Annotated in this window: 18 protein-coding genes and 2 pseudogenes; 13 read left to right on the top strand and 7 right to left on the bottom strand. The window is 61.7% G+C overall.

The window, feature by feature from the left end; all coding sequences use genetic code 11:
- Positions 1–2 precede the first annotated feature (2 nt).
- Entirely contained in the window at positions 3–581 is a 579-nt protein-coding gene (locus F6X42_RS06490) for a DJ-1/PfpI family protein (RefSeq protein WP_187633405.1), read from the bottom strand.
- 206 nt (positions 582–787) lie between these two features.
- Positions 788–1,273 (bottom strand): MarR family winged helix-turn-helix transcriptional regulator, encoded by a 486-nt coding sequence (locus F6X42_RS06485; RefSeq protein ID WP_187633404.1) that lies wholly within the window; start codon positions 1,271–1,273, stop codon positions 788–790.
- A gap of 228 nt (positions 1,274–1,501) precedes the next feature.
- Between F6X42_RS06485 and mhpT the strand changes: the two genes are divergently transcribed.
- On the top strand, positions 1,502–2,731 hold the full coding sequence (mhpT, locus tag F6X42_RS06480; protein WP_187633403.1) for a 3-(3-hydroxy-phenyl)propionate transporter MhpT: 1,230 nt from the start codon (positions 1,502–1,504) through the stop codon (positions 2,729–2,731).
- A 70-nt stretch (positions 2,732–2,801) separates the two neighbouring features.
- Here the strand turns inward: mhpT and F6X42_RS06475 are convergent, their stop codons facing one another.
- A complete protein-coding gene (locus F6X42_RS06475; protein WP_187633402.1) occupies positions 2,802–3,683 on the bottom strand; it encodes an amidohydrolase family protein in 882 nt (293 codons plus the stop codon).
- Between the two features lie 169 nt (positions 3,684–3,852).
- Between F6X42_RS06475 and F6X42_RS06470 the strand changes: the two genes are divergently transcribed.
- From F6X42_RS06470 to F6X42_RS06460, 3 genes are all read left to right on the top strand, one after another.
- Positions 3,853–4,680, top strand: a complete 828-nt coding sequence (locus F6X42_RS06470; protein WP_187633401.1) for a p-hydroxycinnamoyl CoA hydratase/lyase — start codon at positions 3,853–3,855, stop codon at positions 4,678–4,680.
- A gap of 38 nt (positions 4,681–4,718) precedes the next feature.
- The gene (locus F6X42_RS06465; RefSeq protein ID WP_187633400.1) at positions 4,719–6,170 is read left to right on the top strand and encodes an aldehyde dehydrogenase; all 1,452 of its coding nucleotides are present in this window, start codon (positions 4,719–4,721) and stop codon (positions 6,168–6,170) included.
- Positions 6,171–6,277: 107 nt separating this feature from the next.
- The gene (locus tag F6X42_RS06460; protein ID WP_246529983.1) at positions 6,278–8,161 is read left to right on the top strand and encodes a feruloyl-CoA synthase; all 1,884 of its coding nucleotides are present in this window, start codon (positions 6,278–6,280) and stop codon (positions 8,159–8,161) included.
- Positions 8,162–8,383: 222 nt separating this feature from the next.
- On the opposite strand, the pseudogene F6X42_RS06455 reads toward F6X42_RS06460, so the two are convergent.
- The 3 genes and pseudogenes from F6X42_RS06455 to F6X42_RS06445 form a co-directional block, all read right to left on the bottom strand.
- Positions 8,384–10,112 (bottom strand): annotated as a pseudogene (locus F6X42_RS06455) (tannase/feruloyl esterase family alpha/beta hydrolase).
- A gap of 11 nt (positions 10,113–10,123) precedes the next feature.
- Positions 10,124–11,266 carry a porin gene (locus F6X42_RS06450; protein WP_187633398.1) on the bottom strand — a complete coding sequence of 381 codons (1,143 nt, stop codon included), beginning with the start codon at positions 11,264–11,266 and terminating at the stop codon, positions 10,124–10,126.
- Positions 11,267–11,320: 54 nt separating this feature from the next.
- Positions 11,321–11,494: pseudogene (locus F6X42_RS06445) on the bottom strand (3-(3-hydroxy-phenyl)propionate transporter MhpT); the annotation flags it as partial.
- 476 nt (positions 11,495–11,970) lie between these two features.
- On the opposite strand from F6X42_RS06445, the gene F6X42_RS06440 reads away from it, so the two are divergent.
- Positions 11,971–12,132 (top strand): hypothetical protein, encoded by a 162-nt coding sequence (locus F6X42_RS06440; RefSeq protein WP_187633397.1) that lies wholly within the window; start codon positions 11,971–11,973, stop codon positions 12,130–12,132.
- Between the two features lie 130 nt (positions 12,133–12,262).
- Here F6X42_RS06440 and ppk2 read toward each other — a convergent pair whose 3' ends face one another.
- Positions 12,263–13,078: a polyphosphate kinase 2 gene (ppk2, locus tag F6X42_RS06435; RefSeq protein WP_187633396.1), complete on the bottom strand. Its 816-nt coding sequence runs from the start codon at positions 13,076–13,078 to the stop codon at positions 12,263–12,265.
- A gap of 233 nt (positions 13,079–13,311) precedes the next feature.
- On the opposite strand from ppk2, the gene F6X42_RS06430 reads away from it, so the two are divergent.
- The 8 genes from F6X42_RS06430 (at position 13,312) to F6X42_RS06395 (ending at position 23,583) form a co-directional block, all read left to right on the top strand.
- Complete coding sequence (locus F6X42_RS06430) at positions 13,312–13,992, top strand: hypothetical protein (RefSeq protein ID WP_187633395.1); 681 nt, start codon at positions 13,312–13,314, stop codon at positions 13,990–13,992.
- 316 nt (positions 13,993–14,308) lie between these two features.
- A complete protein-coding gene (locus F6X42_RS06425; protein ID WP_376776328.1) occupies positions 14,309–14,896 on the top strand; it encodes a BPSL1445 family SYLF domain-containing lipoprotein in 588 nt (195 codons plus the stop codon).
- 1,183 nt (positions 14,897–16,079) lie between these two features.
- Positions 16,080–17,318, top strand: a complete 1,239-nt coding sequence (locus F6X42_RS06420) for a PAS domain-containing sensor histidine kinase (protein ID WP_246529982.1) — start codon at positions 16,080–16,082, stop codon at positions 17,316–17,318.
- A 5-nt stretch (positions 17,319–17,323) separates the two neighbouring features.
- The gene (locus tag F6X42_RS06415; protein WP_187633393.1) at positions 17,324–17,947 is read left to right on the top strand and encodes a response regulator transcription factor; all 624 of its coding nucleotides are present in this window, start codon (positions 17,324–17,326) and stop codon (positions 17,945–17,947) included.
- A 161-nt stretch (positions 17,948–18,108) separates the two neighbouring features.
- Positions 18,109–18,495, top strand: coding sequence for a response regulator transcription factor (locus F6X42_RS06410; RefSeq protein WP_187633392.1), 387 nt, complete (start codon positions 18,109–18,111; stop codon positions 18,493–18,495).
- 184 nt (positions 18,496–18,679) lie between these two features.
- Entirely contained in the window at positions 18,680–19,072 is a 393-nt protein-coding gene (locus F6X42_RS06405; RefSeq protein ID WP_187633391.1) for a hypothetical protein, read from the top strand.
- 16 nt (positions 19,073–19,088) lie between these two features.
- A complete protein-coding gene (locus F6X42_RS06400; RefSeq protein WP_187633390.1) occupies positions 19,089–20,336 on the top strand; it encodes an efflux RND transporter periplasmic adaptor subunit in 1,248 nt (415 codons plus the stop codon).
- Positions 20,337–20,349: 13 nt separating this feature from the next.
- Positions 20,350–23,583 (top strand): efflux RND transporter permease subunit, encoded by a 3,234-nt coding sequence (locus F6X42_RS06395; protein WP_187633389.1) that lies wholly within the window; start codon positions 20,350–20,352, stop codon positions 23,581–23,583.

Genomic DNA, 23,583 nt, shown 5'->3' with positions numbered 1-23,583 from the left:
CGTCAATGCTCGATGCGCGTGCCGAGCAGCGCGAGGAACTGCGCGAGCCAGTTCACGTGCGATGTCCACGCGGGCGCGGTGACGAAGTTCTCGTCGGTGATGGCGTCAGGCCAGTCGAGCGCCACGTATTGCGCGCCCGCGAGCTTGACTTCGGGCGCGCAGGCCGGATACGCCGAGATGCGCCGGCCTTCGATCACACCCGCCGCGGCCAGCAATTGCGCGCCGTGGCAGACGGCGGCAATCGGCTTCTTCGCTTCGGCGAATTGGCGCACCCAGTCGATCACCTTGTCGTTGAGCCGCAGATATTCAGGGGCGCGCCCGCCGGGCACGAGCAGCGCGTCGTAGGCCGCGGGATTCACCGAAGCGAAATCGGCGTTCAACGTGAAGTTATGGCCGCGTTTCTCCGTATAGGTCTGATCGCCTTCGAAGTCGTGGATCGCGGTGCGAATCGCGTCGCCCGCGCGCTTGTCGGGCGCGACGACGTGCACCGTATGTCCGACTGCCGCGAGCGCCTGAAACGGCACCATCAGCTCATAGTCTTCGACGAAATCGCCGGCGATGATAAGAATGCGCTTTGACATGCTTCGTTTCCTGTCGAATCGGGTGGGGAAATGGCGAGGCGGCCGCGCTGTCGCGGTGTGCGCAAGGCGGCGGCCGTCATGAAGCAATATAGCGATCGACGCAGTGGGACAGGTAATACGCGGCTAAATGCCGACCAGGGATTTCACTGAGCAAACAAGCGTCACGTTCTATTCGAGCGCGACTCTTCTGCCATTGGGAAGGTCTGTCAAGCGCGCAGATTCGACACACATCGCTGCAGCACCTTGCGCAGCGTATCGACCGGGATTTCCGTCAATCCGTCCAGCATGGACGCCTCGAGCGCGTCGATTGCCGAATCGCATTCCCGCAGTACCCGACGCCCCTCGTCGGTCAGAAACAGATGAATCAGTCGACCGTGGGTAGGATGCCCAACGCGTCCGACCCAACCGTTTGCTTCCATTGTCTTGACTACCTCGTTGGCCGACTGCGGTGTGATGAACGAGCGTTCGGCAAGCTTCGCGTTAGTCATCGCGCCGCTGGCGCTGATCACGGACAGCGCAGTGAATTGAGGCAAGGTCAGCCCGAATTCGCCGAGCACATCGATAAGACTACGTTTGAGCAATCGGTCCAACTGGCCGACCAGATAGGAAACGCGGGCAGGTGGCGCACCGGTTCTCGTTGAACCGGCCTGTTTGGCAGGGGGCGTTCGCCGCTTCTCCATTGTCTTGATCATTATCAGGTTGCCTTAGGTGTTTCTACCAGGCATATCATATTCTACTTTCAATATCAGGAACCCTGAGACTAGACTCATCGTGGATTCCGAGGGACGCTTTGGGAAGGACTCTGATAAGTGACGCAAGATCACCACTGTCAGAAATCTTCTCCTTCCCGGGACCGCTTCGTCGAAGAACGAAGCGCAGGCCGCCGCTGGCGATTCAATCAAAATGGTGAAGGAGACGTCATGTCAAGCATTGCGAACCGGTCGAGTGCCGCAAGCTCGAGTACCGCATTAACGTTGGCACTGTGCTTTCTCGTCGCGGTACTGGAGGGTGTCGATCTGCAGTCCACTGGCGTTGCGGCGCCTCGCATGGCACACGAGTTCGGCTTGTCGGTCAGCCAGTTGGGGCTCGCTTTCAGCGCCGGCATGTTCGGGCTTCTGCCGGGCGCCATGATCGGCGGCAGACTTGCCGACAGGATCGGCCGCAAGCGCGTTCTGATGATCTCGATGGCGATATTCGGCATCTTCTCGATTGCGACCGCGCAAGTCTGGAGCTTCGAAAGTCTGCTCATTGCGCGAGTGCTGACGGGCATCGGGCTCGGCGGCGCGATGCCGAACCTGATCGCGTTGTCTTCCGAGGCGGTCGATCCGCGTCACCGCAATACAGCGGTCAGCGTCATGTATTGCGGTATGCCGCTCGGCGGCGCGCTGGCCGCGTTGATCGCCGTGCTGAGCGCGGGCGCCGCCGCGTGGCGTCATATCTTCTACGTGGGCGGCGCCGGACCGCTGATCGTCATTCCGCTGCTGATGATGCTGCTGCCCGAGTCCCGCGAATTCGCCACCGGGTCGCGGGAATCGGCTACGTTGGACAAGCCGCTCCTTTCGACGCGCGAAGTCCTGTTCGGCGAGGGTCGCGCCGCGGCGACGATCGGTATCTGGATCAGTTTCTTCTGCACGCTGATCGTTCTTTACTTCCTGCTGAACTGGTTGCCTTCGTTGACCGTGGGGCGCGGCATGAGCCGTTCGCAGGCCGGAATCGCGCAGATCTTTTTCAACGTCGGCAGTGTGATCGGCGTGCTGGGCATCGGTCTGCTGATGGACCGGTTCAGGCAAGGGCTGTCTGTCACGGCAATCTATGCGTGCATCGTCGGTGCATTGGTTGCGCTATCTCAGGTCGCTAGCATCGAGACGCTATCGGTTGCCGTGCTGTTTGCTGGCATGGGCGTCGTCGGGGCGCAGTCGATGCTGTATGCGTTGTCCGCCGCCAGTTATCCGACCAGCGTACGCGGTACGGGTGTCGGCGCCGCGGTGGCGGTGGGGCGCGTCGGTTCCATTGTTGGCCCCGTTGCCGCCGGGCAATTGCTTTCGATGGGAAAGAGTTCCGCCCTCGTTATCGGCGCGAGCGTGCCGGTGACGATCATCGCGGCGATTACCGCATTGCTCGTGATCCGCTCGAACGCCGCGAAACGATAAGTCGCTGTTGATGGACCGGTTGGCCCGGCGTTCTGGCGCCGGGCCATCGTTGATGCGTGACGCGCTTGCGTCATGCCTCGGCCCGCAAGCCAAGCAACCTGACAGCGTTCTCTTTCAGAACGAGCGGCTTCACCTCGGGCTTGATGTCGAGCGTGTCGAAGTCTTCGAGCCAGCGGTCCGGGCGGATCAGCGGGAAGTCGGACGCGAACAGCACCTTGTTGCGCAACAGCGTGTTCGCATACTTGACCAGCTCGGGCGAAAAGTACTTCGGTGACCAGCCCGACAGGTCGATATACACGTTCGGCTTGTGCAGCGCGATCGACAACGCCTGCTCCTGCCACGGCCAGGATGGATGCGCGATCACGATCTTCATGTCGGGAAAGTCGGCGGCGACATCGTCGAGGTAGATCGGCTCCGAATACTTCAGGCGCAAGCCGCCGCCGCGCATGCCCGAGCCCATGCCCGAGTGTCCACTGTGAAAAACCGCCGGCAGCCCGTACTCGGCAATCACTTCGTATAGCGGGTATGCGAGGCGATCGTTGGCGAAAAAGCCTTGCATCGTGGGGTGAAACTTGAAACCGCGCACGCCGTGCTCGTCGATGAGCCGCCGCGCTTCGCGCGCGCCGAACTTGCCTTTGTGCGGATCGATGCTGGCGAACGCGATCATGATGTCCGGGTTATCCCGCGCGAACTGCGCGACCTCTTCGTTCGAAATGCGACGGCGCCCGATGTTCGCTTCGCAGTCGACGGTAAACATCACGAAGCCGATATTGCGCTCACGATAGTGCTGGATCGTTTCCGGAATGGTCGGGCGGCGCCCTTGTTTGAGCACGGTGCCGAAGTATTTGTCGGCGGCTTCATCGAATTCTTTTGCAAACAGATCGGGCGGTTGGCAGCACGACACCTCGGCGTGCACGTGGGTGTCGATGGCCTTGAGTTGATCGATGTTCAATGGTGTCTCCTATCTGTAATCAAAGCTGACAGCGCGATGCGGCGATTGAACGGATCGGCCATGCGGTTAGGGGTTTGTACCAAGACATCTATATTGTACTTTACGTATCAGGGTGCCTGATATTAAATTGTAGTCGAGCCGCGAGGGCGGCATTGATATGGAGATGCAGATGAGTTACGAAGGACGCTGGAAAACGGTCAAGGTCACGGTGGAAGGCGGAATCGCCTGGGTGGCGTTCAATCGTCCGGACAAGCGCAACGCGATGAGCCCGACGCTGAACAAGGAAATGATCGACGTTCTCGAAACGCTCGAACTCGACGCCGAAGCCCAGGTTCTCGTGCTGACCGGTGAAGGCAGCGCGTGGACGGCCGGCATGGACCTGAAGGAGTATTTCCGCGAAGTGGATGCGGGTCCGGACGTACTGCAGGAGCGGATTCGCCGCGACGCGAGCCGCTGGCAATGGCAATTGCTGCGCATGTATTCGAAGCCGACCATCGCGATGGTCAATGGCTGGTGCTTCGGCGGCGGCTTTTCTCCGCTCGTCGCGTGCGATCTCGCGATCGCCGCGGATGAAGCCGTGTTCGGGCTGTCCGAAATCAACTGGGGCATTCCGCCGGGCAACCTCGTGAGCAAGGCGATGGCCGACACCGTCGGTCATCGCGAAGCGCTGTATTACGTCATGACGGGCGACACCTTCACCGGTCCGCAAGCCGCGAAGATGGGTCTCGTGAACAAAAGCGTGCCGCTCGCGCAACTGCGCGACGAAACGATCGCTCTCGCGGCGAAACTGCTGAACAAGAACCCGGTCGTGCTGCGCAACGCCAAGCATGGCTTCAAGCGTTCGCGCGAACTCACGTGGGAGCAGAACGAAGACTACCTGTACGCGAAACTCGACCAGGCGAACTATCGCGATCGGGAAGGCGGCCGCGAGCAGGGCTTGAAGCAGTTCCTCGACGACAAGACCATCAAGCCGGGCCTGCAGGCCTACAAGCGCTAAGCGGCGCACTTCAGCGGCACGCACCGAGGAGATGAAGAATGCATCAAACGAACCTGTTGATTGGCGGCGCGAAACGTGCCGCGTCGAACGGTAAGACTTTCGAGCGCATCAACCCCGCGACGGGCGCGGTTGCCACCCGCGCCGCGGCGGCCACCGTCGAGGATGCCGATGCGGCCGTCGCTGTCGCGGCGAGCGCGTTCCCGGCATGGGCGGCGCTCACGCCGACGGAACGCCGCAAACGCCTGCTCGCCGCCGCTGACCGCATGGACGCGCGCACGGCCGAGTTCATCGCGATCGGCGCGGCGGAAACGGGCGCGATGGCGAACTGGTACGGCTTTAATGTGATGCTCGCGGCCAACATGCTGCGCGAAGCCGCCGCGATGACGACGCAGATCGACGGCGCGGTGATTCCATCCGACGTGCCGGGCAGCCTCGCGATGGCCGTGCGCCAGCCGTGCGGCGTGGTGCTTGGCATCGCGCCGTGGAACGCGCCCGTGATTCTCGCCACGCGGGCGCTGGCGATGCCGCTCGCGTGCGGCAACACGGTCGTGCTGAAGGCGTCGGAAGGTTGTCCTGGCGTGCATGTGCTGATTGGCGAGGCGCTGAACGACGCGGGTCTTGGCGAAGGCGTCGTCAATGTGCTCACGCATGCGCCGGAAGACGCGCCCGCGATCGTCGAGCGTCTGATCGCGAATCCTGCCGTGAAGCGCGTGAATTTCACCGGCTCGACGCGTGTCGGGCGCATCGTCGCCGAGCTTTCGGCGCGTCATCTGAAACCGGCGCTGCTCGAACTGGGCGGCAAGGCGCCGGTGCTCGTGCTCGACGACGCGGACCTCGACGCTGCCGTGGAAGGCGTTGCGTTCGGCGCGTTCTTCAATCAAGGGCAGATCTGCATGTCGACGGAACGCGTGATCGTCGATCGAAAGGTTGCCGATGCGTTCGTCGAGAAGCTCGTGGCGAAAGCGCGCACGCTGAAGGCAGGCGATCCGACCCAGCCGGGCTCGATTCTCGGCACGCTGGAAAGCGAGGCGGCGGCGCGCCGCATTCGCGCGCTCGTCGAAGACGCCCGCGAAAAGGGTGCGAAGCTGCCGCTCGGTTGCGAGGTGAACGGCGCGATCATGCAGCCCGCTATCGTCGAGAACGTCACGCGCGAAATGAAGCTTTACGCCGACGAATCGTTCGGCCCCGTGGTGACGGTGCAGCGCGTGGACGGTGACGAAGAGGCGCTGGCGGTCGCCAACGATAGCGAGTACGGTTTGTCGGCCGCCGTGTTCAGCCGCGATGTCGCACGCGCGATGAACGTCGCGAAGCGCATCGAGTCGGGCATCTGCCACATCAACGGCCCGACCGTGCACGACGAAGCACAGATGCCGTTCGGTGGCGTGAAAGCGAGCGGGTACGGACGCTTCGGCAGCAAGGCGTCGATTCCCGAGTTCACCGAGTTGCGCTGGATCACGGTGCAGACAGGTCCACGGCATTACCCGATCTAAATATCGCGGTGTAAGGCGCACGTAGCGGTCATGCTGGGCCGCGTACCGATGAAATGAAGCCCGCCCTACGCAGGCGCGAACAGGCGGCGCAAACAAGGAGACAGGTGTTGGAATCAAACCAGGGCCACGCAAGTGACGGCGCAGCGGGATACCGGCGCGTCGCTATCGGTTCTGTCTCGCCGCGTATCGAGCGACGGGGCGAATGCTGGTATATCGACACGCAGGAAGCACTCGGCGCTTACCCGGAGCGCTTCACTGACCGGCTTGCTAGCGGTGCGCGTCAGCATCCCGATCGGTGGCTGGTCGCGAGGCGCGATTCGGCCGGAGAGTGGCAGGGCGTGAGCTACGCGCAGATGCTCGAGCAAGCTCGCGCGATCGGCGAAGCATTGCTGCAGCGTGGACTGAGCGCCGAGAGGCCGCTTGTCATTCTTTCGGGCAACGGCATCGAACACATGCAGATGGCGTTGGGCGCGATGTGGGCCGGTGTCCCATACGCGCCTGTCTCGCCAGCGTACTCACTGCTGTCGGGCGACTACGGCAAGCTACGCCACGTGCTTGATCTGCTCACGCCCGGCCTCGTGTTCGCCGACGACATCAGCGCCTACACGTCTGCGCTAGATTCGGCACTGGCCGCCGATGTCGAACGGGTGAGCGTCGCGCCCTGCGCGGCTCCAGGCGTTACATCATTTCAGACCTTGTTGAATACGGTCCCGACCAACGTGGATAGCGCACATGCGTCGGTTAGCGGCGATACCATCGCCAAGTTCCTCTTCACATCGGGCTCGACCCGTTTGCCCAAAGCCGTACCGACCACGCATCGGATGCTTTGTGCAAACCAGCAGATGCTGCTGGAGACTTTCCCTGAGTTCGGCATCGACCCTCCCGTGCTGGTGGACTGGCTACCGTGGAACCATACGTTCGGTGGTAGCCATAACGTGGGCATCGCGCTTTATAACGGCGGCACGCTGTATATCGACGATGGCAAGCCGATCGCGGGCAAGTTCGATGAGACGTTGCGCAATCTGCGCGAGATTGCGCCCACGATCTATTTCAACGTGCCAAAGGGCTGGGAAGAACTGACAGTCGCTCTCGAAACTGACATTGCATTGCGCGAGCGCTTCTTCTCGCGAGTCAAAATGTATTTCTTTGCGGGTGCGGGCCTTTCCAAAGCCGCATGGGAGCGGCTCGAGCGTGTGACGCTCAAGTATTGCGGTGAGCGCATCCGCATTATGGCGGGCTTGGGTATGACCGAGACGGCACCCTCGTGCCTCTTCACGACCGGCCCATTTTCGGGCGCGGGCTACATCGGCTTGCCTGCACCGGGATGCCGTGCGAAAGTCGCGCCGGTCGACGGGAAGCTCGAGGTGCGTTTTCGCGGGCCAAACGTCATGAAGGGGTACTGGCGCGCTTCGCCAGAGCAGGCGCACGACGTATTCGACGAGGAAGGCTACTATCGCACTGGGGATGCGGTGCGCTTTGTGGATCCGCAGCGGCTAGAAGTGGGACTGGCCTTCGATGGTCGTATCGCCGAGGATTTCAAGCTCGGTTCAGGGACCTTCGTGAGCGTCGGGCCGATGCGCGCGCGCATCATCAGCGAAGGCGCGCCGTACGTGCAGGACGCCGTAATTACTGGCATCAATCGTGATGACGTCGGTGCGATGATCTTCCCGCGCGTGGATGCGTGCCGCAAGCTGGCGTGCCTCGAAGATGCGGCCAGCGTGCGCGACGTATTGAATGCTTTGCCCGTGCGAGCCTTCTTCGCCGACCTGCTTCTGCGTTTGAACGCGAGCGCGACGGGGAGCGCCAGCTTCATCGCACGCATGCAACTGCTCGAGCTGCCACCGTCGCTCGATCGCGGCGAGATTACCGACAAAGGCTCGATCAACCAGCGCGCGGTTCTGCAGCATCGTGCGGCACTAGTTGAGAGGCTGCATACGAATGATGAGGGAGACCCAGACGTGATATATGCGAACAAGGAGACGACGCGATGAGTTTGTCGCGAGATGCGTTGGTGATCGAACTTCTTGCCAAGGCACCAGGCGCCGGAAGGACTTCGCCATACGGTCGGACTTCGGTCCCTGCAAGCGCGCCGCATTGAAGGCGTTACTTCGATTGATCGAAACAGTGCGCGAGCAGTTTTTCACCTAACGTGCGAGAGGAGTCATCCAGTCGGACGGCCCGATTGCGACAATTCCTCTCACACAGTCAGTGGCTTAGCTGCAGGTGAAACTGCTCGCCGAGTTCACGTCTGCGCCCGTATAGCGGGCGACCTTTGGGTAGGCGCAGAGAGGACGTGTGCGTCCGACACCCCAGTCAGTCGGCACTTCGCTATTCGGAATCGCGTTGGTAGTGTCACGTGCCGTTGCGATGACACGATCCGGCGCTTGCCCTTGTTCGACCCATGTGACCATAGGCGTCAGCATGTCGAATTGATCCGCCGTCGGGCCGCCGCTGCAGTGATTCATCCCTGCCACTGTATAGAGGCGCGCAAAATTGCTCGCATCTCCACCACTGGCCGTGGACAAACGCTGATACCAGTCGGTCGTATCGTTCGACGAAAACACCGGATCGCTCGTTCCGTGATACACGATCAACTTCGCGCCCCGGCCCCTTAAGCCGCTCAAATCTGTCTCGTTTGGCGGCGTCATAAACGACCACGAAGACTCGGAATAGGCACCGCTTGCTGCAAAGATTTTCGGCGCGTCGGTGTCCATGTTGAAGTTCAGCGCGTACGCCCCGATCGAGCTGAGAATCGAAGCGCTCTGTGGCGGCGAAGTGAACACGAAGGCTGTCGCGCCCGGGTCAAGGCTGATGGAGTTGCTTTGCTTCCACTGAGCCCACCCGGACCCGTTGACGCCGACGTCATACGGAAAGCTCGCATAGAGCGCGCTGCCGTTGCTACTTTTCGCCCCGGAGAAAACATTTCCGACGGCTTGCTTTTGCGCCGGGGTGAGGCAAGTGCCATCGCGCCCATTGCTCGAACACGTCGGCACGTCAGTCGCCAGGTTGAAGTTCGCCTGGCACGCTTTAATGTCTTGCACCATGCCGTCCGCCACACCGTCCAGCGAATCGCACTTCGCAATGATCTTCGATGCGATGAGCTGCCGCTCAGTAGTCGTCAAGCCGGTAGTGATATCGGCGATTCCCGCCGAGGTTTTCGCGGTAGCAACGGTAGCCAGTTGCTGTGCGCTCCACATCTGCCCGATGGCTGCCTTTGGCAAATGAAAGCCCGGGTCACCCGCGACGATCCCGTCGTAATCCGCGAACGACCTGGCGGCCGCCACCATCGCATGACGGCCACCGTTAGAGCATCCTTCGAAGTAGCTGCGGTCGGGCCCCTTGCCGTAGGCCAGCTTGATTACCTGCTTGGCCATTGGCGTGAGGGTAGCAACGGCGTTATAACCGTAGTCGAGACGCGCCTGGGGGGTCGAGACCGAACAAGGGGTTTTGCGACGCCGAATGGCCCGCATCCGAACTGATCACGGCGAAACCCATGTTTAGAGCGTTGTTCAGCGAGCCACCGCCACTGAGCACTCCCGTTGCCGGCGTCACGTTGCCGTCGAGGCCGCCATTCGCCTGATAAAAAAAGCGACCATTCCATGCGATAGGCAGCCGCATTTCAAAACCAATCGCATAAGCCTGACCGTCGACCGTGCTCGTGCGTTGATTCATTTTCCCCTGGATCACGCAATGTTCGGGGACGGATTTTCCCGCCACCTTGAGCGTTCCGGCCGGCACGTCGGCGACGGAGGTGAAAGTCGTGTTGGCAAACGTCAGTCTGGCTGCAAGCGCGGCGCAGTTCCCTGACAGCGTGGCGGGTTGCGCCGCGGAGAGCCGGGGTAACTGCGTAGCACTGGTGGAAAGAGAATCGGAGCTGCCGCCGCAGGCTGCCAGCATCGAAGATGCCGCCGATACGCACATCGCAATTGTGGTTTTTTTCATTTTGACCTCTGTTAGAACATGTGTTTAATGCCGACCATCACGCCCGTTTGCCCCATGCCCGCGCCCGGCGTGGTGCCGCCACCGCCGCCACTGACCGAATAACGCGCCTTGGTGCTGTTCGCAAGATACGCAGCCTGCGCATAGACTGATGAACGTTTGCTCAACAAGTACGTGGTGCGCAACGTCCCCATCGTGGCGCGGGTATCGTGGTCGCTATTGATGATGCGATACACCTCTGCGTCGACGAGGACTGCAGGCGTGACCGTGTACGAAGCGCCCAGGAAAAACAGGTCCGAGCGAATATTCGGCACCGTCGGCGATTGCGTGACCACGCGGCGACCCAACCAACCTGCGCCGATCTTCGCGCCCGCGTACTGTGCATAGGCGCTCAGTTGCGTACGCGCGTCCTTGTCCGCCGCGTTGATCAGCGGAGTCGTCGCAAGACCGTCGAAGAAGTTGGCGGCTGCAGTCGACCCGCCGCGTTGCTCTTCGTACGACGCCGCAGCGCCGAAATATTGCGAGTCGTACTTGATCATTGCCGACCAGTCGCGGCATTCCGTGCCATGGCCCGGAACCGAGCCCGTACAGGTACCTTGTCCTGGTGAGTTGCCGGTTCCCGCCGCATCCCGACCAAATGAATAGCCCGCGCCAAGCGTGAAGCCTTTGTACGAACCAATGTAGGTGACCGAGTTGTCGGCGCGTGCATTGGGCACATAGGCATCCAGCGAGCCCATGCCGTAGATGTCTGGACCGATGATGTCCGCGCCCAGAACGGCGAGATAGGTCATCGTGTACTGGCGGCCGAACGCGAGCGTTCCATAAGGGCTCTTGATACCCACGAAGGCCTGGCGTCCAAACAGCCTGCCGCCTTGTCCCGAACTACCGTCACGCACGTTGAAGCCGCTTTCAAGTGTGAAAACGGCGCTGTAGCCGCCGCCTAGATCTTCATTGCCGCGGAGCCCCCAGCGTGACGGAAACTCTCCGGTAACGGCTGGCATCCGAAAGACTCTGTCGCCGTTCGCGTTGGCGTGCGAAACGTACTCGATGCCTGTGTCCACGATGCCGTACAACGTTATGCTCGATTGCGCCAAGGCTCCAGTGCTCAGCGCGCACATCGCGCCGAACATGAGGACGTGAGTCGACTTCAATTGCATGTTGGTATCTCCAGACCTGTTGTGTGTTTTTTGCGAATTGAGACTACGGCGGGTTCAGTCTGTCGCGCGGGGGCGGCGCAACAGCATCAGCGCGGCGATTGCCGCGATGAGCGTGACGGGGATGCTGGCGCCGATCACCGTGGAGGCGCTGCGTCCCATCGTTAGCGGTTGTCCGGCGGCGAGCGGACCCACCACGGAGCCGAGGCGTCCAACGGCCGCGGCCGCGCCCCGTGTTTCGTTGCGTCGTCACGTCGTCTCCCGATAGTGCCGTTCCGGTCGATCTCATATCCGTCGCCTAAAGGTCTGTTTGATTTCGAAAGTCACTGCGAATCATTGCCTGATATATCAGGTAGCTTGATATAGTGGGCAAAATAAAGCGCGTTCTGAATGACGCGCCTATTTGCTGTGACAGGCTTGTATTCTGATGTCAGGTATCCTGACGTTGCAAGCACGAAATATTGGGTAAATACCCTAGTTGGTGGTGTCTCGCGTCCTGCGGTGCGATTCGTGATGGACCTTGTCGCTCGACACTGAGCACGGCGGACAGGGCCTGCCGTAGCTTCTCGAAGTCGCGCTGCAGGAAATGCTCGCGGGCGCCAACCATGCGTGGTTGATGTCGCCCGGGCTCGCGCATGGCGCGACCGCATGCTTGCAGACGTATGGCAGAGAACACGTGAAAAGAGAATTGCCGCCGAAAGGTTCGCGTGGACGCGCACGCTGCGAATTGCGACGCCGCAATGCAGGGCGGACTCTATGTGCAAAAGCAGGAGACGGGCCGCTTCTTCTTCGACTATCCGCTCGCGGCCTTTTCTTATCGCCGAAGCCTCGTTGAAGCCGGCTGCGAAGCGACGCTGCCGTACGTTTGAACCAGGGCTTGTTTACATCTCATCGCGTCGCTTTGGCCTGGCCGAAGAACTGATCCGCACGGTGAGCCTGCTTCTGTTTGGCAAATTGCGTTAGGCGCGTGAGCACGCGCCTCTTCGAACACCGCCCTGATCAATACCTCTCGGCCACATATTTAAACGGATAGTCTGGTTCCTTATACCCGTCCGGCTTTTGCCGTTTCGGAAGCGTGACCTTCTTGCGAGCCGGCTGCTTATACGGAATTCGCTGAAGCATGTCGCTGATGATGTTCAGTCGCGCGCGACGCTTGTCGTTTGAATTCGCTATGTACCATGAAGCGTATTCAGTGTCCGACGCCGCGAGCATCGCATCGCGGGCGCGCGAGTAGTCATACCAGCGGCTATAGGATTTCAGGTCCATCTCGGTCAGTTTCCAGACCTTGCGACCGTCGTTGATGCGTGCCTCGAGCCGGCGAGTCTGTTCCTCGGGGCTAACCTCGAGCCAGTATTTGAGCAGGATAATTCCTGACTCGACGATCGCCCGCTCGACGAGCGGCACGGCCTTGAAGAAGCTCTGCACTTCTTCCTCGGAGCAGAAGCCCATCACGCGCTCCACGCCCGCACGGTTATACCAGCTGCGGTCGAAAATCACGACTTCGCCCGCGGCCGGCAAGTGCGGCAAGTAGCGCTGCACATACATCTGGCTTTTTTCGCGTTCGCTCGGCGCAGGCAGTGCGACCACGCGGAAGATGCGCGGACTGACGCGCTCGGTCATCGCCTTGATCGTGCCGCCTTTGCCGGCGCCGTCGCGTCCCTCGAAGACGATGCACACTTTGCTTCCCGTTTGCACGACCCACTCCTGCAGCTTGACGAGTTCGACATGCAGATCGAACAGCGCCTTGCGATAGTCCTTGTAAGACAGCGTTCTGTCTTCCACGGGCTGCGCGTTTTCCGACTTTGTTCTGGCCATACTCTTCTCCCCAGCGCGGACTGTTCCAGGGTATTACGCAATGATCCATTCACAAGGTAGTGCGCGGCGCGAAGCGGGGCCATACGACCTTGGTCCAATATCGTCGGCGTAGAGCGCGCTGTATGCTGTGGGCGTCTGCTCGCGCGTGCCCGATCCGACTGTCGTCGCCGCATCTCGTCCGAATGCCAGCGAAGCGCGCGGGTTCGATCGACGCCATCGCCACGGGAGGCATCATGGACGCCACCGGTCTGACGGAGCAGGAAAACGTCGGCGATAGGAAGCCGGTTCTCGATGTCGTCGATCGCGTGTGTGAGCTGTGTTTCGGCCTCTTCATGGCGCTGACGTTCGTCGGCACCGTATCGGCCGTGGGCGCGGGTGCCAACGCGGGGCACAAGATGTTCTACACCGCGCTCGGCTGCAATCTCGCTTGGGGCCTCGCGGACGCGGTGATGTACCTCGTGCGTACGCTGGTGGCGCGCGGCAGGCGTGTGACCCTTGCGCACGCCGTGCGAAGCGAGCCGGATCCGGCCGCGGGCGTTCAGACGCTTCGCGACGCGATGGCGGAATGGCTCAAACCGTTGATCGGCGATACGGAGCTCGAGTCCATCCGCGGGCGTGTTGCCGCGCGGCCCGATCTGCCGCAGCGCGCCGTGTTTGTGCGCGACGACTTCATCGGCGCGATGGGCATCTTTCTGCTCGTGGTCTGTGCGACATTCCCGGTCGCGTTGCCCTTCCTGCTGTTGGCGAACGTCCCGACTGCGCTGATCGTGTCCCGTGGATTGACCATTGCGATGTTATTCGGCAGCGGCATGGCGCTGGGCCGTTACGCGGGATTTCACGGCTGGCAAGCCGGCCTGGCGATGGCGGCCCTCGGCGTCCTGCTCACCGTGGCGATCATTGCGCTCGGCGGATGATCGATGCCGGCGGGCCCGGGTCCCATCGCTGACTTCGCGTTTCGCATATCGACGTCCCGCTAGCCTGTAAGACTAAGGTCCGATTCCGCATCCGTTGCAGCGTGACATCATGTATCTGCAAGCGTTGCAGTCGTCGCTCCGGTTATCGAAGAGGCGACGCTTCCAATGCTCGCGACGTGCGCCTGGAAGATCGACGCGCGGCGAGGGCGTTGACGGTTCCTTGGGCGGCCATGCCGCTTCACGGCAGAGAAAAAAGATCGAGGCTTCCAGACATCAGGACTGGCGAATCGCATCGTAACCAGAACGGAGGTCGATAGTGAACAGACGGAACTTTGTGCACACGCTCGCGCTTTCAACCATGGCTGCGAGTCTGGCTTTGGCGGGTTGCACGACGACCGGCGGGGGCGGCGAGAGTGCCGCGACCGATGCCGCCAAACGGCAGCAGATCGACGCGGGCGTGAACGGCGCGATGTCGAAACTGTTCGATACGGTGCAAGGCTCGCACGAGCTCCTATCGAAGGCGCAGGGCGTGCTGGTGTTTCCTTCGGTGAAGAAGGCGGCATTCATCGTCGGCGGCGAGTACGGTGAAGGCGCATTGCGCGTCGGGGGAGCGACGGTCGGCTATTACAGTACCGCCGCGGCTTCGTTCGGATTGCAGGCCGGCGCGCAATCGACCGCCGTGTTCTTCCTGTTCATGACGCAGGATTCGCTCACGAACTTCCGCAATTCGGCGGGCTGGTCGGTCGGCGGCGGTGTTTCGGTTTCGCTGCTGAAAGTCGGGGCTAACGGTGCGATCGATACCACGTCGGCAACCGCTGAGGTCATCGCGATCGTCTTGACCAACACGGGCTTGATGGCCGACGTGTCGCTGGCAGGCGCCAAGGTCACGCGGATGAACCTGTAGCGACCCGGGGCAAGCGGCGGCATTCGGTCGTCATCGTGCTGTCGTGCTGCCGTGCGGCGGCACGACGCGGCGCGTCGTCGCTCCTGATGGCTTTCCACACGTTCGTACTGGGCGCGATTCTTCCATCGCGTGTTATCGCGGCTTCGTTGCAGCGATGCCGCGCGACACGCTTCGCACGCGCAAGGCGACGCGCAGCGGATATTTTCTGGCGGATTCGCGACGCGTGGCCTCGTATCATCCTTCCCATTGACTGTCCTCACGAACCGCTGCTAGTTCTATGTTGGGCGCGACTCGCGGCGACGCCGCGTGTGATTTGCCCTCGTCGTCGTGTGTGTTCAATACCGGTGTAAAAGGCATAACGAAACGCGCTCTCTTGCCGGGCCCCTGCGTTTACCCATCTGTCTGGCATAAAAACTATTTTGATTCGCACCGGAATAATTCGGTAAATACGTCGGCTGAGCAAAGATAAAGTTGTCCGACGAGGAATAAATTCGGTCAGCGATTTAGCGTTGCCATACTCGATGGTTTTGTTATTCGCAGTGCGCGAAAACTTTGCGGCCCGGCGTTTTCATTTGAAAGCAGTGTCAGGTCAGGCATAACCGCACTAGTACGAATCCGCCACGAAAAAGAGCACATGCGGCTCGATCTGTGCAAATACGTTTGCTAACGATTTTGCGCGCGCGAATAGGAAGGCCTCAGGCGCGCCTCGCGCGGGAATAATTAATTGCCTAACAAATACTGTCGGCGATCGACGAGCGATGGCGGACAAAGCAGGGAACGATTGAGGAGTTTCCCGAAGGAGCGGCAAAAATTGGATCATCGGACGGTAACTGGTTCTGGATAGCCTATACTGAGTTCCAGCCACCAGACGTGCGAAGTACCGATTGTGAAGTCAATTACGTAGTTCGAAGCCCAGCATAAAGACGTCGCAGTTGTACGGAATCCGTTCGCACTGGACTCGGAGGCGCCCATGATTAATCTGATCGTGCACGGCAGACACCTGGCGATCGGAGTAGCGGGAATGTTCATGTCCTTGTACGCGCAACCGCGCCACGTGGTCCGAAGCCACACTTCACAAGTCGACACTGGGCGCACCGACGGTCCGCCACTGTCCGGGCACGACGCTTCCAGACAGTCTTCACCCAGGCATCACCGGTTTCAACGCCTTCGCAGCATCCCTGGCATGTCGAGCCGACAGAGTACCCGCGATCCCCACGAGCCGCTGCAATCGTTGCCGGCTTGGCAACGTTGTGTGGTCGCGTGCGCATCGTGGCTGCACGGCGACGGCGATCGCAGTGCGCAACGCATGCTCGACGCGAGAACGCCGCTGCGCGAGACGCTCGAAATGCTGCCGGTCCCGATCGTCGCGATCGATCAATGGGACCAGATCATTTTCGCGAACGCGCGCGCGGCGCAACTGTTCGGCTATACGAGGGAAGAGCTGATCGGTGCGCCAGCCTCCAGGCTGTTTCCGATCGATGGCATCAACGCCGACCGTTCGGACCTCGGCGATCATGGCACGAAAATAAAAATCCCCGCTGTCGCGACCACGCAGATCCTGATCGCGCGGCGCCGCGACGGCGGCGGCTTTCACGCGGAGGCTGAAACCACGCGCTGCCGCGTGCACAACCAGGAATTGCGGATTACCGCGCTATCGGATTGCAGTGTCTGCGGCGAAGTCGATGGAAATACCAGGGAACTCGCGCATCTGTCGCGCGTGTCTTCATTGGGCGAACTGGCCGGATCTCTCGCGCACGAGTTGAAGCAGCCGCTTACCGCGATTCTGTTCAACGCGCAAGCCGCGCGCAAATTCATGGACTCGGGGTCGTCCAACGCGGTGGAGCTTCGCGCAGCGCTCGACGATATCGTCGCCGACAATTGCCGCGCGAACGACGTGCTGCAGAAGATCCGCGCATTGGTGCGCAAAGGCGATGTCGAATTGCAGTTGCTGGACCTCGGCAACGTCGTGCGCGACATCGCGATGCTCGTGCACAGCGATGCGTCGACGCGCGGCGTGCGCACGAGCTTCGACATTCCCGAGAATCTGACGCTGATTTGCGGCGACAAGGTTCAGCTTCAGCAGGTGATCCTGAACCTGCTGCTCAACGCTTTCGACGCGGTCAAAGATTGTCCTGCCACGGAACGGATCGTCGATACGACGGTGCGTGAGGAACCGGGAGGACTGATACGGTTAACGGTGAAGGATCGCGGGCAAGGCCTCGGCGTCGACAGCATGGAGCGGATTTTCCGGCCGTTTTTCACCACCAAGCCCCAAGGGCTCGGCCTGGGCCTTTCCATCAGCCGCACGATCATCACCGCGCACCGCGGCCGGCTGTGGGCGGAAAACAACGAGGGCAAAGGGGCGTCGTTTCACGTCACGCTTCCCGTGGCGACCGATATGCGACAGGGACGGGTGCTCTGATCATCATGGACCAGACCGCCACTCGCGTATTCGTCGTCGACGACGACGGCAGCGTGCGCTGCGCGCTCGCCCGATTGCTGCGCGCCTCGGGCTACCAGGTCGAATGCTTCGAGAGTCCCGAAGCCTTTCTCGAACGAGCCGATTTGACGAGCATGCCGGCCTGCCTCGTTCTCGACCTGCAGATGCCGGGCATGACCGGACTCGAAGTGCAGTGCAAGCTCGATCAGCTTCTGCCGATCGTATTTCTGACCGGGCACGGCGATATCAGCTCGAGCGTCGACGCGATGAAGGGCGGAGCGGTCGACTTCCTGCCCAAGCCCGTGCGCGACTCGCTGTTGCTCGCCGCGGTGGATCGCGCGCTCGCGCGCGCGTGCATCGAAAGCAGGCGGCGCCACGAACGCGAGGAAATCGAAGAGCGGATGCGGCATCTGACTCGCCGTGAGCGTGAAGTCATGGAACTCGTCGTGACCGGCCGCATGAACAAACAGGTTGCGAGCGATCTGGGCGCGGCCGAAAAGACCATCAAGATTCATCGGGCCCGAGTGATGGAGAAGATGAAGGCCCGATCGATCGTCGAACTCGTGCGGCTGGTGCAAAAGGCCGGCGTTTGTACGGCCGACGAACAATAATCGCCCGAATCGGGCGCCCACTTCCGCGTTGCCTACCACTCTGGCCGGTGTTGGTCGATACCGCTAGTGGACCAAAGTCTTATATCTCATTGGACTTTCACCCATTACGCTAAAGCATCAGTGGTCTACTTTGTGGAGCGACTGTCCGCTCGCGGCGTCATATGGTCAACCCTAACCAATTCGTTGCGGTGGTCGACGATGACGAGTCGGTGTGCCGAGCCATCAAGCGTTTGCTGCATTCCGAGGGTATCAGGGCGGAGACGTTTTACAGCGGCGACGAGTTCTTGAATGCGCTAACGGCTATCCCGTCGTATCGGCCTGCCTGCGTGATTCTGGATGTCCAGATGCCTGGAACCAACGGTCTGGAAGTCCAGCGTCAGCTCGCGCAAATGGGCGTGCCCGTCATCGTGATCACCGCCTACGACGATCTCTCAGTCCGCCAGACCGCGCTTGCGGCGGGCGCGGCCGCGTATCTGCGCAAGCCTTTCACCAGCGCGATCCTGTTCAAGGCGGTCGAGATGGCCATCGGCGGTCCGCCGACGCCCTGAGGGCGCGTCATCGCGCCGGATGATATGAGACCAAGGTCCGATTGTCGCCGCTTCTTCGGGCCACGAAACTGAACTCAGCCAGGGCGTCGAACCGAACGCTGGCTGCGCCGCACTGCACGCGGGACCGAACAGTGCGCGGCGCGCAGCGCGGCGACGTTCAATGAAAAAAGCGGGAGCGCACGTGATGAAATCAAGCTCGGTTTGTCTCGCGATTCTTCTCAGTACCGTTGCGTTGCAGGTGGGCGCGGCGGACTTCGACGGCAGCAAGCGGCTGGTCTGCGCGACGATCGACGCCCACGCCTGCGATCCGGGTATCGCCTGCACGCGCTCGTTGCCCGCGGATCTCGGCCTGCCGAAATTCCTGACTCTCGACTTCGACAAACGCGTCGTCGTCGGTCCCGCGCGCACGACGCCGATGCTCTCGGTCAACAAGGACGCGGATCAGGTCCTCATCCTTGGGAATGAGATGGGCTTTGGCTGGACGCTGGTCGTCGATTCGGCGGACGGCGAAATGACGCTGACGATCGCGAACAGAAACGACGCCTTCGTACTGTTCGGCAATTGCACGCCCTTGTGAGCATGTGGAGTGCGCGATGAAAACCGTCCCCGTGTCCTTGGTCTCGCCGCGGCCGGATTCTCGCGGCGCTCTCACGTTGCCCGCCGTCGTCGCGGCGCTGGCGCTCCTCACGCTGCTCGCGTCGTGCAAGAAACCTGCTCCGCCGCCGGTCGCCGCCGCACCGGAAGTGACCGTGATGACGATCACGCAGCAGGACACGCCGGTCGACTTCGAATTCACCGCGCAAACGCAGAGTTCGCGTGAAGTCGAGATCCGCTCGCGGGTGGACGGCTTTCTCGACAAGCGCATGTACACCGAAGGCGCGTTGGTCAAGGCGGGACAAACGATGTTCCAGATGGACCGCAAGCCGTTCGAGGCCGCGCTGCAGACCGCGAAAGGTCAGCTGGCGCAGCAGCAGGCGCGTCTCGAAGTCGCCAAAGCCAATCTCGCCCGTGTGGAGCCGTTGGCGGCGCAGAACGCATTGAGCAAGAAGGATCTCGACGACGCGGTCGGCAACGAGAAGCAAAGCGCCGCCGCCGTGATCGCCGCCCAGGGGGAAGTCGACACCGCGCTGCTGAACCTCGGCTACACGACGATCAAGTCGCCGCTGAACGGCCTGTCGAGTTTCGCGCGTCAGCAGGATGGCAGCTACGTGACGGCGACCTCGAACGGTTTGCTGACCTACGTGTACCAGCTCGATCCGATATGGGTGAACTTCAGCATCTCGGAGAACGAGATGCTGAAGTACCGGGATGACATTGCGGCAGGCTATCTGCGATTTCCCGCGCACAACGATTTCTCCGTGCATCTGATTCTCGCCGATGGCTCGTCCTATGCCGAGCAAGGCCAGATCGACTTCGCGAACCCGGCGTTCAACACCGAAACGGGAACCTTCCTCGTGCGCGCGACCTTCGAAAACCCGAAGGGCACGTTGCGCCCCGGCCAGTTCGTGCGGGCCCGCGTTTCCGGCGCGATCCGGCCCAATGCGACGCTCGTGCCGCAGCGCGCGGTGTTGCAGGGCGCGAAGAGCCACTTCGTGTGGGTCGTCGGTAGCGACTCGAAGGCGCATCAGCGCGTCGTCGAAGTCGGCGACTGGCAGGGCGATAACTGGTTTGTTTCCGACGGACTCAAGGCGGGCGAGCGCATCGTCGTGGACGGCGCGCAGCGCGTTACCGCGGATTCGCAGCTGAAAATCGTCAAAACCGTGGCGGCCGGCGGGAAAAGCCCGGCGGCGGTGGCGACGGCTGCATCGCAAGGCGCCGCGGCAGCGCCAGCCGCCGAGTGACGGGGCAGCCGCCATGAACATTTCGCGCTACTGCATCGATCGGCCGATTTTCGCGTCAGTCATTTCGATCGTCATCACGCTCGGCGGCGCGTTGGCGATGTTCTCGCTGCCGATCGCGCAATACCCCGACATCACCCCCCCGCAGATCACGGTGTCCGCCACCTATCCGGGCGCCAGCGCCGAGGTCGTCGCGAACAACGTCGCCGCACCGATCGAGCAGCAGGTCAATGGCGCGGACAACATGATCTACATGAACTCGTCGAGTTCGTCGACCGGCAGTATGACGCTCAACGTGTACTTCCAGATCGGCACGAACCCCGAACTGGCCCAGGTCGACGTGCAGAACCGCGTGAATCTCGCGCTGCCGCAACTGCCGCAATCGGTACAGGCGCAGGGCATTCAGGTACAGAAAAAGTCGCAGGCGTTCATGATGGTGATCGCGATCTATTCGCCCACCAACCGCTACGATTCGACGTATATCGCGAACTTTACGAACATCTACGTGCTTGACGCGATCAAGCGGATTCCGGGCGCGAACCAGTCGAGTATCTTCGGCACGCCAGACTACGCGATGCGGATCTGGCTGAAGCCCGACCGGATGGCCCAGCTGGGCGTGACGGCCGCCGACGTGCAACGGGTCGTCGCGAACCAGAACCAGCAGTTCGCGGTGGGCAGTATCGGACAGTCGCCGACCAGCGGAGCGGTCCAGCAATCGTTCGCGGTCACGACCACGGGGCGCCTCGCCGAGCCTTCGCAGTTCGACAACATCATCGTGCGCGCCGCGAGCGGCGGCGCGGCGATCGTGCGGCTCAAGGACATCGGCCGCGCCGAGCTCGGCCAGAAAGACTACTCGATTCGCAGCCGCTTCCAGGGCAAGCCGGCCACCGTGCTCGCCGTGTATCAGCAGCCGGGAGCCAATGCGCTCGACGTGGCAAAGCAGGTGCGCGCGACACTCGCGGAGCTGAAGAAGTCGTTTCCGGAAGGCATGAGCTACGAAATCGCGATGGACACGACCGAGTTCACGCGAGCGTCGATCTCGGACGTGATCCATACGTTCTTCGAAGCGCTGGTGCTAGTCGTGATCGTCGTGTTCGTATTCCTGCAAAGCCTTCGCGCGACGCTGATTCCGATCATCGCGGTGCCGGTGTCGATCGTCGGCACCTGCATGTTCATGCTGCCGCTGGGCTTTTCGATCAACATGCTGACCTTGTTCGGCATGGTGCTCGCGATCGGTATCGTCGTCGACGATGCGATCGTCGTGATCGAGAACGTTGAACGCAACATAACGGTGCACAAGCTCTCGCCAAAAGAGGCCTCGAAACGGGCGATGGACGAAGTCGCCGGGCCAGTCGTGGCGATCGTGCTGGTGTTGTGCGCGGTGTTCGTGCCGGTCGCGTTTCTCGGCGGCATCACCGGCCAGATGTACAAGCAGTTCGCGATCACGATTGCGATTTCGGTGGTGCTGTCCGGCATCGTCGCACTGACCTTGTCACCGGCGCTCGCCGCGTTGCTGCTGAAAAGCGCGCACCACGAGAAGAAGGGCTTTTTCCGCTGGTTCGACAATCAGTTCGCCCGCATGACGTCGGGCTATTCACGCGCGGTCAAGCTCATCATCAAGCGCTTTGTCATGGGGCTCGTGTTCTTCGCGGCGATGATCGTGCTCGCGGTGCTGATGATGCGCTCGATTCCGTCGGCGTTCCTGCCGCCTGAAGACCAGGGTTATCTGCTCGGCGCGGTCATCATGCCGGACGCGGCTAGCCTCGACCGCACCGGCCAGGTGTCGCAAGTCATCACTGACTATTTCATGAAACAGGAGGCGGTTGGCAGCATCACCACGGTCGATGGTTTCAGCCTGCTCGACAGCCAGAACAAGAACAATGCCGGCACCTTCTTCGTCGGTCTGAAGAGCTTCGACGAACGCTATACGCGCGCCAACCGCGCGACGCAGAACGCGCGCCAGGTGCTGCTCGACGCGTATCGCCACTTCGCGAACGTGCAGGAGGGCATTATTGTGCCGGTCAACCCGCCGTCGATTCCGGGGCTCGGCACGACAGGCGGCACGGAGGTGTGGCTTCAGAGCAAGGGGGATGCTTCCATCGCACAGCTCGCGGGCGTGGCCGACCAGTTCGTGCAGAAAGCGCGGGCGCGCAAGGAGCTGACCGGCGTCACGATGACGTTCAATGCGGCGTCGCGGCAACTGCTGGTCGACGTGGATCGCGACAAGTCGGAGACGCTCGGCGTGCCGGTCGAAGACGTCTATAGCGCGATGCAGACGATGTTCGGTTCGCTGTACGTATCGCAGTTCAATCGTTCGAGCCGGCTGTGGCAGGTGATTCTGCAGGCGGAGCCGTCGTATCGGCTGAAGCCCACCGATCTCGATCAGATCTTCGTGCGCAGCAGGAACGGCACGATGGTGCCGATCAGGTCGGTGGCGAGCTACCGCTTTGTGACGGGCCCGGACCTCGTCACGCGATTCAATAATTTCCCGGCCATCAAGGTCACTGCGAATGCCGCGCCGGGCTACAGCTCCGGACAGGTGATCTCGACGCTGGAACAGATCGCCGCGCAGATGCCGGAAGGCTACGACGTCGCGTGGAGCGGCGAGGCATTCGAAGAACGGCAGTCGGGCGGCACGTCCGGGCTCGTCTTCGTGTTCGGTCTCGTGATGGTGTTCCTGATCCTCGCCGCGCAGTACGAGAAGTGGACGCTGCCGTTCGGCGTGCTGATGGCCGTGCCGTTCGCGTTGTTCGGCGCGCTGCTCGCGATCATGCTGCGCGGCCTGTCCAACGACGTCTACTTCCAGATCGGTTTGACGATGCTGGTCGCGCTCGCCGCAAAGAACGCGATCCTGATCTTCGAGTTCGCGGTGCTCAATCGCGAGACGGGCGCATCGGTATTCGACGCGACGATGACCGCGGCCGAAGAGCGGCTGCGGCCGATCGTGATGACCTCGCTCGCGTTCATTCTTGGCTGCGTGCCGCTCGCGATCGCGACGGGCGCGTCGGCCAACAGCCGCCATTCGATCGGCACCGGTGTGATCGGCGGGATGCTGGGCGCGACGGCGATCGCCGTATTCTTCATCCCGATGTTCTATTACCTGCTCGAGTCGATGTCCTCGCGTTCGAGCGGCGGCAAAAAGCCGAAAGCGGACGTGCAGGCCAGCGGCGGCGTAGGACCCGGCCCCACCACGGTAGCCGGGCCCGGCGCGTCGAGCGAGGCGCCGTCCGCGGCGCGGGAAGGGGAATGA

Source organism: Paraburkholderia podalyriae, from assembly GCF_014397785.1.
Classification (GTDB): Bacteria; Pseudomonadota; Gammaproteobacteria; order Burkholderiales; family Burkholderiaceae; genus Paraburkholderia; species Paraburkholderia podalyriae.
This window is presented reverse-complemented; position numbering and strand designations above follow the sequence as displayed.

What these genes read in the sequence shown, in the direction of transcription:
- F6X42_RS06490 (WP_187633405.1), bottom strand. Translation starts at nt 581, where the DNA reads ATGTCAAAGCGCATTCTTATCATCGCCGGCGATTTCGTCGAAGACTAT.
- F6X42_RS06485 (WP_187633404.1), bottom strand. Translation starts at nt 1,273, where the DNA reads ATGATCAAGACAATGGAGAAGCGGCGAACGCCCCCTGCCAAACAGGCC.
- mhpT (WP_187633403.1), top strand. Translation starts at nt 1,502, where the DNA reads ATGTCAAGCATTGCGAACCGGTCGAGTGCCGCAAGCTCGAGTACCGCA.
- F6X42_RS06470 (WP_187633401.1), top strand. Translation starts at nt 3,853, where the DNA reads ATGAGTTACGAAGGACGCTGGAAAACGGTCAAGGTCACGGTGGAAGGC.
- F6X42_RS06465 (WP_187633400.1), top strand. Translation starts at nt 4,719, where the DNA reads ATGCATCAAACGAACCTGTTGATTGGCGGCGCGAAACGTGCCGCGTCG.
- F6X42_RS06450 (WP_187633398.1), bottom strand. Translation starts at nt 11,266, where the DNA reads ATGCAATTGAAGTCGACTCACGTCCTCATGTTCGGCGCGATGTGCGCG.
- ppk2 (WP_187633396.1), bottom strand. Translation starts at nt 13,078, where the DNA reads ATGGCCAGAACAAAGTCGGAAAACGCGCAGCCCGTGGAAGACAGAACG.
- F6X42_RS06430 (WP_187633395.1), top strand. Translation starts at nt 13,312, where the DNA reads ATGGACGCCACCGGTCTGACGGAGCAGGAAAACGTCGGCGATAGGAAG.
- F6X42_RS06420 (WP_246529982.1), top strand. Translation starts at nt 16,080, where the DNA reads ATGTCGAGCCGACAGAGTACCCGCGATCCCCACGAGCCGCTGCAATCG.
- F6X42_RS06415 (WP_187633393.1), top strand. Translation starts at nt 17,324, where the DNA reads ATGGACCAGACCGCCACTCGCGTATTCGTCGTCGACGACGACGGCAGC.
- F6X42_RS06410 (WP_187633392.1), top strand. Translation starts at nt 18,109, where the DNA reads ATGGTCAACCCTAACCAATTCGTTGCGGTGGTCGACGATGACGAGTCG.
- F6X42_RS06405 (WP_187633391.1), top strand. Translation starts at nt 18,680, where the DNA reads ATGAAATCAAGCTCGGTTTGTCTCGCGATTCTTCTCAGTACCGTTGCG.
- F6X42_RS06400 (WP_187633390.1), top strand. Translation starts at nt 19,089, where the DNA reads ATGAAAACCGTCCCCGTGTCCTTGGTCTCGCCGCGGCCGGATTCTCGC.
- F6X42_RS06395 (WP_187633389.1), top strand. Translation starts at nt 20,350, where the DNA reads ATGAACATTTCGCGCTACTGCATCGATCGGCCGATTTTCGCGTCAGTC.